The sequence below is a fragment of the Pseudomonas sp. UBA1879 genome (assembly GCF_002338065.1).
Taxonomy (GTDB): Bacteria; Pseudomonadota; Gammaproteobacteria; order Pseudomonadales; family Pseudomonadaceae; genus Aquipseudomonas.
Genome location: NZ_DDHJ01000010.1, coordinates 173,993 through 189,979, shown reverse-complemented (window position 1 = coordinate 189,979; position 15,987 = coordinate 173,993). Strand labels below are relative to the sequence as shown.

At 59.9% G+C, this 15,987-nt stretch carries 15 protein-coding genes; 14 read left to right on the top strand and 1 reads right to left on the bottom strand.

Annotated features, from left to right (window positions below; genetic code table 11):
* Positions 1-38: 38 nt before the first annotated feature.
* From B3N48_RS10110 to B3N48_RS10100, 3 genes are all read left to right on the top strand, one after another.
* A complete protein-coding gene (locus B3N48_RS10110) occupies positions 39-1,907 on the top strand; it encodes a hypothetical protein (protein WP_296182863.1) in 1,869 nt (622 codons plus the stop codon).
* A gap of 68 nt (positions 1,908-1,975) precedes the next feature.
* Positions 1,976-3,886, top strand: a complete 1,911-nt coding sequence (locus B3N48_RS10105) for a hypothetical protein (protein WP_296182861.1) — start codon at positions 1,976-1,978, stop codon at positions 3,884-3,886.
* 95 nt (positions 3,887-3,981) lie between these two features.
* Positions 3,982-4,470 (top strand): hypothetical protein, encoded by a 489-nt coding sequence (locus B3N48_RS10100; protein ID WP_296182859.1) that lies wholly within the window; start codon positions 3,982-3,984, stop codon positions 4,468-4,470.
* Here the strand turns inward: B3N48_RS10100 and B3N48_RS10095 are convergent.
* Complete coding sequence (locus tag B3N48_RS10095) at positions 4,459-5,139, bottom strand: alpha/beta family hydrolase (RefSeq protein WP_296182857.1); 681 nt, start codon at positions 5,137-5,139, stop codon at positions 4,459-4,461. The genes B3N48_RS10100 and B3N48_RS10095 overlap by 12 nt on opposite strands.
* Before the next feature lie 977 nt (positions 5,140-6,116).
* Between B3N48_RS10095 and ccoN the strand changes: the two genes are divergently transcribed.
* From ccoN to B3N48_RS10040, 11 genes are all read left to right on the top strand, one after another.
* Positions 6,117-7,559 (top strand): cytochrome-c oxidase, cbb3-type subunit I, encoded by a 1,443-nt coding sequence (ccoN, locus tag B3N48_RS10090; RefSeq protein ID WP_296182853.1) that lies wholly within the window; start codon positions 6,117-6,119, stop codon positions 7,557-7,559.
* Positions 7,559-8,170 (top strand): cytochrome-c oxidase, cbb3-type subunit II, encoded by a 612-nt coding sequence (gene ccoO / locus B3N48_RS10085; protein WP_296182849.1) that lies wholly within the window; start codon positions 7,559-7,561, stop codon positions 8,168-8,170. Before ccoN ends, ccoO begins: the two co-directional genes overlap by 1 nt.
* A gap of 5 nt (positions 8,171-8,175) precedes the next feature.
* Positions 8,176-8,367 carry a cbb3-type cytochrome oxidase subunit 3 gene (locus B3N48_RS10080; RefSeq protein ID WP_296182846.1) on the top strand — a complete coding sequence of 64 codons (192 nt, stop codon included), beginning with the start codon at positions 8,176-8,178 and terminating at the stop codon, positions 8,365-8,367.
* Positions 8,364-9,344, top strand: coding sequence for a cytochrome-c oxidase, cbb3-type subunit III (ccoP, locus tag B3N48_RS10075; protein WP_296182845.1), 981 nt, complete (start codon positions 8,364-8,366; stop codon positions 9,342-9,344). Before B3N48_RS10080 ends, ccoP begins: the two co-directional genes overlap by 4 nt.
* Before the next feature lie 148 nt (positions 9,345-9,492).
* The gene (locus B3N48_RS10070; protein WP_296182844.1) at positions 9,493-9,744 is read left to right on the top strand and encodes a type II toxin-antitoxin system Phd/YefM family antitoxin; all 252 of its coding nucleotides are present in this window, start codon (positions 9,493-9,495) and stop codon (positions 9,742-9,744) included.
* Positions 9,744-10,196: a type II toxin-antitoxin system VapC family toxin gene (locus tag B3N48_RS10065; RefSeq protein WP_296182843.1), complete on the top strand. Its 453-nt coding sequence runs from the start codon at positions 9,744-9,746 to the stop codon at positions 10,194-10,196. The genes B3N48_RS10070 and B3N48_RS10065 overlap by 1 nt, the downstream gene beginning before the upstream one ends.
* A 180-nt stretch (positions 10,197-10,376) precedes the next feature.
* Positions 10,377-11,786, top strand: coding sequence for a cytochrome c oxidase accessory protein CcoG (ccoG, locus tag B3N48_RS10060; protein WP_296182841.1), 1,410 nt, complete (start codon positions 10,377-10,379; stop codon positions 11,784-11,786).
* 12 nt (positions 11,787-11,798) lie between these two features.
* Complete coding sequence (locus B3N48_RS10055; protein ID WP_296182838.1) at positions 11,799-12,341, top strand: FixH family protein; 543 nt, start codon at positions 11,799-11,801, stop codon at positions 12,339-12,341.
* A gap of 1 nt (position 12,342) precedes the next feature.
* Positions 12,343-14,796 carry a heavy metal translocating P-type ATPase gene (locus B3N48_RS10050; protein WP_296182837.1) on the top strand — a complete coding sequence of 818 codons (2,454 nt, stop codon included), beginning with the start codon at positions 12,343-12,345 and terminating at the stop codon, positions 14,794-14,796.
* A gap of 17 nt (positions 14,797-14,813) precedes the next feature.
* Entirely contained in the window at positions 14,814-15,023 is a 210-nt protein-coding gene (gene ccoS, locus B3N48_RS10045) for a cbb3-type cytochrome oxidase assembly protein CcoS (RefSeq protein WP_296182836.1), read from the top strand.
* Between the two features lie 138 nt (positions 15,024-15,161).
* Positions 15,162-15,845 carry a sulfite exporter TauE/SafE family protein gene (locus tag B3N48_RS10040; RefSeq protein ID WP_296182834.1) on the top strand — a complete coding sequence of 228 codons (684 nt, stop codon included), beginning with the start codon at positions 15,162-15,164 and terminating at the stop codon, positions 15,843-15,845.
* Positions 15,846-15,987: the final 142 nt, after the last annotated feature.

Sequence of the window (15,987 nt, the reverse complement as noted above, 5' to 3'; positions counted from 1 at the left end):
CAATTGGATAAACGTACTTCAATGCAAAGGACTGAATCATGAGCAACACTAGACAGATACCTACCATCCTGCATAACGGAATCAACAGAGAGCCTATTCCCATCGCTCCGCCGGACATTGCGGTCGCATTTCACGACGAGGACAATTTTGGGCTGATCCCCGTATCGGCATTGGATACTCCCATCACCGTTGATCTTAAAGTATGGGAAGGTGCGGAGCCTGGATATTTTTATCAACTCCAGTGGAACGGCAAAAATACGGGGCCTATCAAGGCAGTACAGGACAATGAAAAACCAGGTGACCCGCTGACACTCGAAGTCCCGGTGGAAGTACAGACTGAAGGAAGACATGAACTTTCTTTTGAAGTGAAGAGCCATATCACCGGAGCAGTCGCATATTCCGGCATTATGGGTATCGTGATTGACAGAACGGCACCTGGAAAACCACGACTCGTAGCCATTCAATTTCCCGTTGAAGTCACCAATGGTCTGACACTCGCCGAGCTCGAGCGTCTAAACAACAAGCTACCCGTTGAAGTGGCGGGCTATACAGGTATGGCCAAGCACGATGTCATTCACACCTACTGGGGTGATGTTGTCGGCCCAACCGCTGTGGTTGACGAAACAGATATGGGCTTGAACAAAGTTATTTTCGATTTCTCTCGTGAGTTCCTCAAAACCATTGCTGATGGACCAAAGCTGGTCAAATACAATGTGACTGATCGAGCCGGCAACGTTTCGGAATATTCATTGCCCACGGAAATTACCCTTCTGCTGGAAGAAATTCCCGAAGATTACCCGGCGCCGATCATCGATCCCACCGTGGGTGATCAGATCGAGTACATCGAGGCTCGTTCAGGCATTCAAGTGGATATTCCACGCTATCCGGGTGCTGCCGCTTTTGACCACATCACCTTGTATTGGGGCACCGATCGTCCGATGTATCCGGTTGAGTTGCCAGCAGGAAGCGAAAATGAGGCTATCGTGCTTTCGTTGCGCGTGCCCTACGAGACAATCGTTGCCCAACCGGTGGGAGAGGTTGCGGTCAGCTATACGGTGACACGTCAAAATCAGCTGAACGGCAGCTCTCTGCCTGTCGCGGTGGATGTCTACGTTACATTACCTGTCTCAGAACCCACGCTCGCTCCGACTATTCAAGGGACTAGTGTTGAGAACCCGAATAAGGCGGATAACTTCATCGATGAAGATGACTATGAGCTGAACAGCAACGCCATTGTGGCATGGAGTGATGACTTCAGACTCAACGATTCGTTGAACCTGTTTTGGGGTGATCAAGAACGTCAACTGTGGCATCAAATCAGCGAATTAGACCTTGCTGCAAAACAAGATCTTATCATCCCCATCGCTAATTCCATTATGAAAGCACAAGGCACCGGTGCCGAAATCCCTGTTCATTACACGGTGAGCCGACAGGGCAATCCCAATTCAACATCTTCTCCAATACAGCACGTAACTGTCAGGTCTAAAGAAGAGCTACCTGGTGGGGAAAGCGGCATTGACGGTCCTGAGTTTGTGCTTACGCCTACTGGTTATCTGGCTCTGCCCGTCGCACCAAATGGCACTAAGGGGTTAATTAAACCTTTTGTAAATATGGCTCCACATCAAAAGCTGTTTTTTACCTTCAAAGGTTTCGACGAGAGTGGCAACCCAATCGATGCTGCAACAGTGACTGCAACGAGGGAACTTTACGAGGAGGACGTTATTAATGGTTATAGCTTTGAAGTCCCTTATAATAACCTTCGTTCCATCTGCACTGGCCACTGCGAAGCTTATGTCCGCGTAGAGCCAGCACCCGGTAGTAACCAAAGTGCCGTGACCTCCAAAGTATCGCGAATTCCGGTAGACATGCGTGGACCTAATGAGGTCTTCTGCAGCCTGCGCCCATAACTCAAATGTAATACCTTGGCGGGTTATGCAAGTAGTCCGCCCTCCTATGAAAACAAAAAGGATAATAAATGAACACTGAAAACAATCCGACACCGCGGGAGCCTATCCCGCTGGACTTGCCTGTCATTCCGGTGGCCTTGGAAGGCGGATTAATCCCGATTGAACATTTGACATCGCCTATTGTGGTCAATTTTCCAGTATGGCCAGCAGCGGAGCCTAAATACACTTATCAACTTGTCCTCAACGGCGAGCGTGTTTCTGATGAAAAGCAGATTCTCGAGTCTGAAAAACCGGGCGACTTGCTTACTGTCGAAGTGCCCGTTGACCTGCTGACAGAAGGTGAGCACGCGGTTTCGTATCGCGTATCTAGTCCAATCACCGGCGCCGAAGCGTTCTCCGACAGCATCACCATGCGCATCGACAAAACCGCCCCCGGCGCACCGGACCTCGGCCCTATCCTCTTCCCCAGCGAAGTCCAGGACACGCTCACCTCCGACGAGTTGGAAGCGATGAATAACGTGCTCCCCGGTCGCATCGCCAGTTACAACGGCATGGCCCTTGGCGATGTGGTGCAGACGTATTGGGGTGAGCTGGAAGGGCCGTTGGTCACGGTCGATGGCAATGACATGGGCTTGAACAGCGTGACGGTGAATTTCACCCGCGAGCTGCTGGAGCACGCTGATGGTGTGAGTTCGCCGGTGTATTACACGGTGACGGACCTGGCGGGTAATGTGTCGATGAAGTCCGAAGCCGTGTCGATCAGCCTGCAGTTGTCGGTCACGACGCCGCTCCCCCTCCCTTCCATTAAAGAAGCCACCGACAACATCCTCGACCCGGCGAACGCCAGCAACGGCGCGACGGTGGTGATCGCCGCTTCGGCGTCTCTGCGTGAAGGCGAGAAGATTGCGGTGCGCTGGGAGGGGCCGAAGGGGAGCGATCTCAAAGAGCATGTGGTCACCGCCGAGCAGGCGGGGCAGGAGGTTTCACTGGTCATCGCCAGCGCCCTGGTAACGGTCAACGACGGGCAGACGGTGGTGGTGTCGTACAGTGTCACGCGGCGCAGCGGTGTGGTGCAGGCGTCAGAGAAAGTCTCGCTGAAGATTCTCAGTGCAGCGCTGGACTTACCGGCGCCGACGCTGGACACGGTCGGTGCAGACGGCGTGCTCCGCCCGTCTTTGATCACGGGGGACGAAGCCATTGCCCGTGCGACGTATCGCGGCATGGCGGCGGCGGATGTGGTGAAGGTGCGCTGGGTCGGCAAGACCACGTTCGAAGGCGAGCCGCAGACGGTGGGCGATAACAGTCATCTGAAGTTCGGCATTCCGAAGTCGTTCATCGACGCGTCTGAAGGTGAAAGCGCGGCGGTGTCGTATCTGGTCAGCCGCGACGGCACGGAATCGGAGTCTCAGAAGCTGGAGCTGAGTGTGCGTGAAGGCCTGTTGTTCGACACCTCGCCCGTGGCACTGCCAGGCAAGGTGTACCTGATCCCTGGCAACCCGGACGTGCTGCCGTCGTTCCCTACGGGCACGACGGTGCAGCGCGTCGCCAGCGGAGGTCGCCCTCCTTATACCTACACGTCCAGCGATCCGAAAATCGCCCATGTCGCTGAAGACGGGCTGACATCGGTCCGCGGCAACGGCAATGCAACGATCAGCGTGACGGACGCCGCGGGTGAAAGCCGCAGCTACACCGTATCGGTCACGGGCGTGATCCAGTGTGTGGGCGTGGGTTCGGGCAATCTGACGCAGATGATGAATGCCGCCGCCGCAGTAGGTGGGCGCATTCCGAACATCAATGAGCTGATCGAAATCTACAACGCCTATGGCAAGCGCTGGCCGATGGGTACCCAGAATTTCTGGTCCTCGACCTACGCGGTGAATTTCCTCGGCGCCAAGTGGTACTACGTGAAGAACATGCAGAACGGTCAGCACTTCAAGCTGCTGCACACCAATTCCAGTCTGGGTGTCGCGATCCGCTGACGCCATGATGCTCCACCGCCCTCGGACATCGCTGCAGTCAGGCGATGTCCTTGGGGTTCGTGCCTTAACGCCACACTACAATTCCAAGAGAGATCATGAACGATTCAACACATCTCCATCCCTCGAACGTCCTGCCTTTCGACAAGGATTCGCGCTTCAGTGCGTTGGTCAATGACAAGCCGTTCATCACCACGCGCCTGCAAGGGCTGGCGTGTCTGCGCTCCGAACTGGAGGGCATTCAAACCCACCGGATCTGGAAGATCCATGCGACGGGTAAGGTCGCGAACCGGCGTACGGTGTTCGGCTTTTTCATCGACCAATCCCTCAAGCCCGGCACCTACGACCTGGTGCGCAACGAGCGCGTTTCGGCGGTGTATCACCTCACGCCGCGGCAGCAGGCCCTCGTGTTTCATTCGCGGGATTTTCAGGACGGCACGCTGACCTTGCTGGAATGCGATGTTGAAACGGGCCGATTGCGCGGGACGTTCGCGTTCTCGATCCCGGCCATCGATTTCAATGTGACACGTGGGCATTTCAATCTAGTGTGCAACGCCAGCCAGGGCACGTCCGCATCAGTGCGCTAAGCGTTTGGCGATCTGTTCAGCGGCCGCTTGCAGGCACGCTTCTTCGCTGACGCCCGCCGTCTTCAATGGCTTGAGGTCATGGTTGGCGGTGGGCAGCCAGTGGATGTGGATCGCGGAAGAAAGTGTGTAGCCCTCCACGGCTTGGCGGTTGCCCAAAGCATCGCGTTCACCCTGGACGATCAAGGTCGGGGTCTTGAGTTCGGCCAAGTGCGCGACACGAGGTTTTTCGGGCTTACTCGCGGCGTAGAACGGATAGCCCAGGCAGATCAAAGCGTCGGCGTGCAGTTCGTCCGCCAGCAGACTGGCCATGCGACCGCCCATAGATTTGCCGCCGATGGCCAACGTACCGCTGACCTGCTCGCGGACCGCCGTGTAGACCTCTCGCCACTTCTCCAGCAGCTTGGGCTGCGGATTGGGCGGACGTTTGCCGCCATCGATTCGACGTTGCGCCATGTAGGGGAATTCGAAGCGCAACACCCCGATGCCCAGGGTCGCGAGGCGATTGGCGATGTCGTCCATGAACGCGCTGTCCATCGGCGCACCGGCGCCGTGGGCGAGGATCAATGTTGCAGACGGGCCCTCTTCGACCAACGCCGGGGCGTTCCACAGCCACCCGTGTTCGTCGGCGAGTCGGGCGCAGGGGTCGGCGGCGGATCGAGCGTTGCTCATGGGGGCCTCGATTGGGGTGTCGGAGGATAAAGCGGTTGCAGATAGTAGGGGATTACATCGGATACCGAAACCTCCGGCTCGTCAGCCTCTGCAGGACCAGGCTTGCCGCGATAGCGTCCTGCTAGCAAACGTAAACGTATCCGAGCGATCGCCATTGCGGGCAAGCGCGCCCACAACGTTGTCGGCGTGTGGCTGGCGTCAGTCCATGAAGATACCCACCCGCGACAGCCACGGTTCAGCTTGCAGTCCTTACCCTCTCAAAACACTTCGGCATAAAGCACCGCTGCCTTGAGCGCCCCAAACCCTGCACAACCGGGCGGTTTCATCGGCGGGTGACCTTTACGTCCGGTGCCGGTCGATCATCCGTGGCGATCTCCGGCCTTGCTTGCCAGCTCGGGCCAACTTTTTTTGGGCAGCAAAATGTGCAATTGCTAACGGCTTTTGTATACAAATTCGAAGTAGAAATGTGCCTCTCGCGCGCAAGGAAAGCAGGGAGTGAAGCGTTTCAGCGACCTTCGAAGCAGGTGAGCGCCGCGCCTCGCAATGGGGCGCGGCATCCTGCCATGTGAACGCGTCCAAGTGTCGCAGCCCCCTGCTCTGGTGCTTCCATCCTGTCATAAACCGGTCTAAGCTAGGCGCCACAGTGGTCCGGCGACAGCTGGCCACAGGTTTGGCGTAAGGATTGTGCACGACCGCTCAGCCCTCTTGCAGACAGACAGCGCAGCCCTGTCCGTCACCCGCAGGGTTGTATCCAATTTTTCTTCCATTCACGCGCGCTGCCTCACCGACCTGTCTTCCGCCCTCCTCGGCCCACTAGGGCAGATCGTCGTCGCGCGCGTTCGCACGGCCTCTGTTGGAACACCCCGACAATCGACTGGCAGCCCCGGTTTGCGCCTGGAAATGGCATAAAGGCTACGGATGAATCGAGGTCGCGGTCGTCACCCCACATAACAAAATCCAAACCGTGGAACCTGAGAATGAGCACTGCAATCACTCCGACTGCGTATAACTACAAGGTCGTCCGCCAATTCGCCATCATGACGGTGGTCTGGGGGATCCTTGGCATGGGGCTCGGTGTTTTCATCGCCTCACAACTGGTGTGGCCCGAGCTGAACTTCGGTCTCGAATGGACCACGTTCGGACGCCTGCGCCCCCTGCACACCAATCTCGCGATCTTCGCCTTCGGCGGCTGCGCGCTGTTCGGCACCTCTTACTACGTCGTGCAACGGACCTGTCAGACACGTCTCATCTCCGACGGCATGGCGGCTTTTCATTTCTGGGGCTGGCAGGCCGTCATCATCGGTGCCCTGGTCACACTGCCGATGGGCTACACCACCACTAAGGAATACGCCGAACTCGAATGGCCGATTGCGATCCTGCTGACCATCGTCTGGATCACCTACGCAGCCGTGTTCTTCGGCACCATCGTCAAACGCAAGACCAAACACATCTATGTAGCCAACTGGTTTTACGGGGCCTTTATCGTGGTCACGGCGATGCTGCACATCGTCAACCACATCTCGCTGCCGGTGAGCCTGTTCAAGTCGTACTCCGCCTACTCGGGCGCCACTGACGCGATGATCCAGTGGTGGTACGGGCACAATGCGGTGGGCTTTTTCCTGACCACGGGCTTTCTGGGGATGATGTATTACTTCGTGCCAAAACAGGCCGAACGCCCTATCTATTCCTATCGCTTGTCGATCGTGCACTTTTGGGCGCTGATCACGCTGTACATCTGGGCCGGCCCACACCATTTGCACTACACCGCCCTGCCCGATTGGGCACAATCGCTGGGCATGGTGATGTCGATCATTCTGCTGGCTCCGAGCTGGGGCGGGATGATCAACGGCATGATGACCCTCTCCGGCGCCTGGCATAAATTGCGCACCGACCCGATCCTGCGCTTCCTCGTCGTGTCGCTGGCGTTCTACGGCATGTCGACGTTCGAGGGGCCGATGATGGCGATCAAGACAGTCAACTCCCTTTCTCACTACACCGACTGGACCATCGGCCACGTACACGCCGGGGCGCTGGGCTGGGTGGCGATGATTTCCATCGGCGCGGTGTATCACATGATTCCGCGTCTGTACGGGCGTCCGCAGATGCACAGCATCGCGCTGATCAATGCGCACTTCTGGCTGGCGACCGTCGGCACCGTCCTTTATATCGCCTCGATGTGGGTCAACGGGATTACCCAAGGGCTGATGTGGCGCGCGATCAACGACGACGGCACGCTCACCTATTCCTTCGTCGAGGCACTGCAAGCCAGCCATCCGGGGTACATCGTGCGCGCGCTCGGCGGGGCATTCTTCGCCAGCGGCATGCTGTTCATGGCGTACAACGTGTTCCGCACGGTGCGCGCCTCGAACGCCGAAGAAGCGGATGCCGCCACTCAGATCGCTGTCGTGGGGGCCCACTGATGATCAAGCACGAAGCACTGGAAAAGAACATCGGCCTGCTGTCGATTTTCATGGTCATCGCGGTGGCCGTGGGCGGTCTGACGCAGATCGTTCCGCTGTTCTTTCAGGACGTCACCAATCAACCGGTGGAAGGCATGAAGCCGCGCCCTGCCCTGGAAGTCGAAGGCCGGGACGTATTCATCGCCAATGGTTGCGTGGGTTGTCACTCGCAGATGATCCGGCCGTTCCGGGCTGAAACCGAACGCTACGGCCATTATTCGGTGGCGGGGGAAAGCGTGTGGGACCACCCCTTCCTATGGGGCTCCAAACGCACCGGGCCGGACCTGGCCCGTGTCGGCGGCCGCTATTCCGATGACTGGCACCGCGCGCACTTGTATAACCCGCGCGACGTGGTGCCGGAATCGATCATGCCGGCCTACCCGTTCCTGGTTGAACACACGCTTGACGGCACGCTGACCGGTCGCAAGCTGGAAGTCCTGCGAAACCTCGGCGTGCCGTACACCGACGCGGACATTGCCGGGGCGGCGGCTGCGGTGAAGGGCAAAACCGAAATGGACGCGCTGGTGGCTTATTTGCAAGGCCTGGGCACTGTCATCAAGAGCAAGCGGTGATCGCCATGGATATCGGAATGATTCGAGGTCTGGGCACCGTCGTGGTGATGGTGGCCTTCATCGGCCTGGCGCTGTGGGTGTTCAGCCCGCGCCGCAACGCCGAATTCGACGACGCGACCCTGCTGCCCTTTGCCGATGACCCCGAGGCCATCGCCCAGCTGGAAAAAGCCAAAGCCGCCAGGAGCCACACAGAATGACTACGTTTTGGAGCCTTTACGTCACGGTCCTGACGCTGGGCACGATCATATGCCTCACCTGGCTGCTGTTTGCGACGCGCAAAGGGCAGCGCGCAGACACCACCGACGAGACCGTCGGCCACGCGTTCGACGGCATCGAGGAGTACGACAACCCGCTGCCCAAGTGGTGGTTCATGCTGTTCCTCGGCACTCTTGTTTTCGCGCTGGGCTATCTGGCGCTGTACCCCGGCCTGGGCAACTGGACCGGTCTGCTGCCGGGCTACGACTACGCCGACAACGACAAGAAAGTCGCCTTCTCGGACGGCAAGACCGGCTGGACCGGCGTGCATGAGTGGGAAAAGGAAATGGCCCGCGCCGAGATGCGCTTTGGCCCGATCTTCGCCAAGTTTGCCGCGATGCCGATCGAGGACGTCGCCAAAGACCCCCAAGCGCTGAAAATGGGCGGGAGGCTTTTCGCCTCGAATTGCTCGGTGTGCCACGGCTCCGATGCCAAAGGCGCGTACGGCTTTCCCAACCTGACCGACGCCGACTGGCGCTGGGGCGGAGACGCGCAAACCATCAAAACCACGATCATGGGCGGGCGTCATGCAGTGATGCCGGCGTGGGGTGAAGTGGTCGGCGACCAGGGCGTGCGCGACGTCTCGGCTTACGTCCTGAGCCAATTGGGCGGTCGCCCACTGCCTGAAGACGCCAAGGCCGACGTGGCAGCCGGGCAGAAAATCTTCGCCACCAGCTGCGTCGCCTGCCACGGCCCCGAAGGCAAAGGGAACCCCGTCATGGGCGCCCCGGACCTGACCCACCCCGGCGCGTTCATCTATGGTTCGAGCTTTGCCCAATTGCAGCAGACGATCCGTTACGGCCGTCAGGGGCAGATGCCTGCGCAAGAACAGCTGCAGGGGAATGACAGGGTTCATCTGTTGGCGGCGTATGTGTATAGCCTTTCTCATGGGGAGAAGGCGGCGGATTCGCGGGAATAAGGATTGGGAAAGACAGGCCCGCCAATGTGGGCCGGCGGGGTCCTTCTTGGTTACATATTGAAGATTGAGTCACGCACGCAAGTGGCATAGGATGCGAAATCACGTAGAGTAGCAACGTAACTACATTAAATATAAAGCAGGTGCCCCCATGATCACGACGATTTCCAGCCGCGAATTCAACCAAGACACCAGTGGCGCAAAAAAAGCGACTAAAGAAGGGCCGGTTTTCATCACTGATCGCGGTCGTCCCGCGCACGTACTGCTGACGATTGAGGATTATCAAAAGCTTACTGGCGGATCGGTCAGCATCGTCGATTTGCTCGCGATGCCCGGCATCGAAGACATCGATTTCCATCCGAAACGTGCCGTTGTCACGCCCCGAGACGTGGACCTTTCCTGATGTATCTGCTCGACACCAACGTTGTGTCCGAACTCAGAAAAAACCACAAGGCGGCGCCGAGCGTGCGCAGGTGGGCGGACCGAACACCCGCCTCAAGCCTCTATCTTTCTTCGATTACCGTGCTGGAACTGGAGACAGGCATCCTACGACTGGGGCGACATGATTCAGCGCAATCGGCAATGCTAAGGACCTGGCTCGATCATCACGTACTGCCTGCATTTTCGGGACGAATCTTGCCCGTTGACGCCGCAGTGGCCCTGAAATGCGCCCGGTTGCACGTTCCAGATCCGCGCAGTGAATACGATGCCATGATCGCTGCCACGGCATTGGTGCACGGTATGACAGTGGTGACACGAAACACCGCTGATTTTTCAGGCAGCGGCGTGAGCGTGATCAATCCGTGGGTCAGTCAGCTGAATGAAACACCTGCGACCTACGGGACAGAGGGCTGACCTGTACCCCTCAGCGCATGCGCCCATTACCTCCGGGCAGGGACAGACCGTGCAGATCGTCCCGGCGACTGAAATCATAGGGAAAAGAGTCACCGATTGAACACCACCCACCGACTCCGACCGGCACGCACTGGCCGGGGCAATTCCCCCACCCGGGGACGCTTTGATGAGCACACGCCGATGAGCACTCAAATTCCGGTCCACAATGTCACCCCGCCTTCGAACGGCGACGACGTTGACCTTTACGCCTCTCGGGAGAAGATCTACACCCGGGCGTTCACCGGCGTGTTTCGCAACCTGCGGATCGGTGGCGGCATCGTGCTGTTTCTGCTGTATTTCGGCACGGTGTGGCTTGACTGGGATGGGCATCAGGCGGTGTGGTGGAACCTGCCGGAGCGCAAGTTTTACATCTTCGGCGCCACGTTCTGGCCACAGGATTTCATCCTGTTGTCCGGCATTCTGATCGTCAGCGCTTTTGGGCTTTTCTTCATTACCGTGTTCGCCGGGCGCGTCTGGTGCGGCTATACCTGCCCGCAGAGCGTCTGGACCTGGATCTTCATGTGGTGCGAAAAGGTCACCGAGGGCGACCGCAATCAGCGCATGAAGCTGGACAAGGCGCCGATGAGCGCCAGCAAGTTCGGGCGCAAATTCGCCAAACACGGCTTGTGGCTGTTGATCGGGTTGATCACTGCCCTGACCTTCGTCGGCTACTTCACCCCCATTCGCGACCTGGCCGTGGCGTTTTTTACCGGGCAGGCCGATGGCGGGTCGTATTTCTGGGTCGCTGTGTTCACCCTCGCGACTTATGGCAATGCCGGTTGGCTACGCGAGCAGGTGTGCATCTATATGTGCCCCTACGCGCGTTTTCAAAGCGTGATGTTCGACAAGGACACCCTGATCGTCTCCTACGACCCACGTCGCGGCGAGAAACGCGGGCCACGCAAAAAAGACGTGGACTACAAGGCGCAAGGATTGGGTGACTGCATCGATTGCACGATGTGCGTTCAGGTCTGCCCCACCGGCATCGACATTCGCGACGGCTTGCAGATCGAATGCATCGGCTGCGCCGCGTGCATCGACGCCTGCGACAGCGTCATGGACAAAATGGACTACCCGCGCGGGCTCATCAGCTACACCACCGAGCACACTCTTTCCGGGCAGGTCACGCATACTCTGCGGCCGCGCCTGATCGGCTATGCCGTGGTGCTGTTGGTCATGATCGGCGTGCTGACCGGCGCGTTTTTCATGCGCTCGCTGGTGGGCTTTGACGTCAGCAAGGACCGCATGCTGTACCGGGAAAACGCCGAGGGCCGGATCGAAAACGTCTACAGCCTGAAGGTGATGAACAAGGATCAGGTCGACCACACCTACGTGCTGGATGCCAGCGGCCTGCCTGACCTGAAGTTAGAAGGACGTCGGGAAATCAAGGTGCCTGCCGGCGACATCGTCACCCAGCCGGTAGAGCTGTCAGTGGCCCCCGATCGGCTGCCGTCGAGCACCAACGACATCACCTTCAGCCTGAAAGACATTGAAAACAACGGCACCGAAGTGCAGGCCAAGAGCCGATTCATCGGCCCACACGCTCGTTGAGAGAACGCAGACATGATCGCAACAACCGCTCCGAACCCATGGTACAAGCATCTCTGGCCATGGATCATCATCGGCATTCTGGCCTGTTCGGTGACCCTCACGCTGTCGATGGTGACCATTGCCGTGACGCACCCGGACAACTTGGTCAGCGACAATTATTACGAGGCTGGCAAAGGCATCAACCGCTCGTTGGACCGCGAGCTATTCGCGCAAACCCTGAAACTGCGCGCCACCGTAAGTCTGGACGACCTGACCGGCGAAGCGAATCTGCGCCTGACCGGCAACACCCAGCCGGAAACCCTGATCCTTAACCTGATCTCCCCGACCCAACCGGAGAAAGACCGCAAGCTGGTGCTCGCGCGGGTCGCCGCCGAGCCGGGGCGCTATGTCGGGCAGCTCGGGGACCGGATCGAAGGGCGGCGCTTCGTGGAGTTGCTGGGCGTGGAAAACAGCCGGACCTGGCGCCTGTTCGAAGAAGAAGCCATCACCCGCGACAAGGATCTGGTTCTCGGCGACGAGCCGATCCAGGGTGCCGAGGCGCCGAAGAAGGGATGACGTGAACGCACCCATTCCCTGCTATCACTGCGCCCTCCCGGTCCCCCGTGGCGGACGGTTCAACGCGAGCGTACTGGGCGAAAACCGTGCGTTTTGCTGCCCTGGCTGCCAGGCGGTCGCGCAGGCCATCGTTGCTGGCGGGTTGGAAAGCTACTACAGCCATCGCAGCGAAGCCTCGACCAATCCTCGGACATTGCCTACGCAGCTAGCGGACGAACAGGCGCTTTATGATCGCCCCGATGTGCAAGCGCCCTTCGTGCGCCACGACGCACATCTGGCCGACACCACGTTGCTGATCGAAGGCATCAGCTGTGCCGCCTGCGGCTGGTTGATCGAGCGTCATTTGCGCACTCTGCCTGCGGTCGTTGAAGCGCGGCTTAACCTGTCCACTCACCGCCTGCACCTACGCTGGAATGACAGCGACCTGCCCTTGAGTCAGGTCATGCAGCAAGTGCGCAGCATCGGCTACGCCGCGCACCCCTACCAGGCGGATCACGCCACCGAGCGGCTCGCCCAGGAAAACCGCCGAAGCGTGCGCCAACTGGGCGTGGCTGGATTGCTGTGGTTTCAGGCGATGATGGCGAACATGGCCACATGGCCGGAATTCAACATCGACCTGAGCCCCGAGATGCACACGATCCTGCGTTGGGTGGCGATGTTTCTGACGACCCCCATCGTGTTTTACAGCTGCACGCCCTTTTTCAAAGGCGCCTTGCGCGACCTGCGGACCCGTTATTTGACGATGGACGTTTCGGTGTCGCTGGCGATCGGCATGGCCTATCTCGCCGGGATCTGGACCGCAATCACCGGCGTCGGCGAGCTGTACTTCGATGCCGTGGGCATGTTCGCGCTGTTCTTGCTGGCCGGACGCTATCTGGAACGCCGTGCCCGGGAGCGCACCGCCGCTGCGACCGCACAGTTGGTCAATCTGCTGCCCGCGTCCTGTTTGCGCCTCAATGAAGATGGCCAAAGCGAACGTATTTTACTGAGCGAATTGCGCCTGCATGATCGCCTGCAGGTGCATCCGGGCGCGGTGTTGCCGGCCGACGGGCGTATCGTGGACGGGCAGTCAAGCGTCGATGAATCGCTGCTGACCGGGGAATACCTGCCCCAAGCGCGGGTGACGGGCGACGCCGTGACGGCGGGCACCCTCAACGTCGACAGCCCGCTAGTCATCGAAGTCCTGGCGCTGGGGCATGACACGCGGCTGTCTGCGATCGTTCGCCTCCTCGACCGGGCGCAGTCGGAAAAGCCCCGAACCGCTCAAATTGCCGACCGTGCCGCCCAGTGGTTCCTGCTGATCTCGCTGGTGCTCGCTACGGGTATCGGCCTGTTGTGGTGGCAACTGGACCCGCAGCGAGCGTTCTGGATCGTGCTGGCGATGCTGGTCGCGACCTGCCCCTGCGCCTTGTCGCTGGCCACGCCGACCGCGCTGACCACGGCCACCGGCACGCTGCATGGCATCGGTCTGTTGCTGACCCGCGGACATGTCCTCGAAGGGCTGAACCGCATCGACACCGTGATCTTCGACAAGACCGGCACTCTCACCGAGGGCCGTCTCACCCTTAAAGCCGTTCACCCGCTCGGCTCGGTGGGCAGTGACGATTGCCTGGCAATGGCGGCCGCGCTGGAGCGCCATTCCGAACACCCCATCGCTCGCGCATTTGGCAGCACTGAGCTAACTGCGCAACAGGTGCTGAATACACCCGGCCGTGGGCTCGAAGGCCGCGTGGAAGGCCGTCGTTTGCGGATCGGCGAGCCGCGTTTCGTCTGCGACCTGAGCGCCAGCGCCGTGCCCATGATGCCGGACGAGTCGGGGCAATGGCTGCTGCTGGGCGATCAGCAGCAAGCGCTGGCGTGGCTGGTGTTGGATGACCGCTTGCGCGATGACGCGGCAACCTTGATCGACGCCTGTAAGCGGCGCGGCTGGAAGACGCTGTTGCTCTCGGGTGACAGCTCGCCGATGGTCGCGAGCGTCGCGGCGCAGCTGAAGATCGACGAGGCCCACGGCAGCCTGCGTCCGGAGGACAAACTGCGCTTGCTGCAGCAGCTCAGGGCCGAGGGTCGCACGGTATTGATGCTCGGTGACGGGGTTAACGACGTGCCAGTGCTGGCGGCGGCCGACATCAGCGTGGCCATGGGCTCAGCCACCGATCTGGCCAAGACCAGCGCTGACGCGGTGCTGCTGTCGAACCGCTTGCCAGCGCTGGTGCAGGCCTTCGATCTGGCTCGTCGCACTCGGCGCGTGATTGTCGAGAACCTGATCTGGGCCGGTCTGTACAATGGCGTCATGTTGCCCTTCGCCGCGCTGGGCTGGATCACGCCGCTGTGGGCGGCAGCGGGCATGTCAGTCAGTTCGCTGATGGTCGTGCTCAATGCGCTGCGTCTGACGCGGATCAAGGCCACCGCCGCCGCGACTGTCGCGACGGGCCATCCACGCGCATCGCCTGTGTAACGCATTCCGGAGGTTCGATGCCCGCGCTCTACATCATGATTCCGGTGGCCCTGCTGATCGTCGCGGTAGCGATCTACGTGTTTTTCTGGGCCGTGGACAGTGGTCAATACGACGATCTGGACGGGCCGGCGCACAGCATCTTGTTCGACGATCAGGATCCGAGTCACCAGGCCGGGGTGGACGAGGCGTTGGGGAAAGCGGTTCCGAGTGAGAAGAAGATCGGGTGAACAGTTCAGAGGTTGAGGTGCATTCAACGTCGCTATCGCGAGCAAGCTCACGCCTACAGAGTTATGCGGTCTCCTGTAGCCGTGAGCTTGCTCGCGATAGCGTTTGTGTGCTCACCCTAAAAACACCAGATGCCGCCCATGCCTGACCTCCTCCCCCAACTCGTCTCCGCCCTGATCCTCGGCCTGCTCGGCGGCGGTCACTGCCTGGGCATGTGCGGCGGACTGATGGGTGCATTGACGTTGGCCATCCCCAAAGAGCAGCGCAGCCGACGCTTTCGCCTGCTGCTGGCCTACAACCTGGGGCGCATTTTCAGCTACGCCTGCGCCGGTTTGCTGATCGGGCTGGCCGGCTGGGCTGTCGCCAACAGTCCTGCGGCCATGCTGCTGCGGGTAGTCGCAGCGCTGTTGCTGATGTGCATGGGCCTGTACCTGGCGGGCTGGTGGAGTGGCTTGACCCGCATCGAAGGGCTCGGCCGATGGCTGTGGCGATACGTTCAGCCAGTGGCGAGTCGGACGCTGCCGGTGACGAGCTTGCCGAGGGCGTTGCTGCTTGGCGCATTGTGGGGCTGGCTGCCGTGCGGGTTGGTCTACAGCACGCTGCTGTGGTCGGCCAGTCAGGGCAATGCGCTGCACAGCGCGGTGTTGATGCTGGCGTTCGGTGTCGGCACCTGGCCGGTTTTGCTGGCCACAGGGCTGGCCGCCGAACGCACGACTGCGCTGCTGCGCAAACGCGGCATTCGGATCGTCGGCGGGTTGCTGGTGATGCTGTTCGGGCTGTGGACCTTGCCGGGGCCGCATCAGCATTGGTTGATGGGGCACTAGTTATCACGCCTCACTGAACCCGGATCCCCCAAAGGAACAACACCATCCTTCACTTTCGCCTACGAGCGCCATTGACCCAGATCAATAAACCCTCGTCCCGCCGTCCTTAAACTGCCTTTAACGCCAACCTTCCCGGGACGAC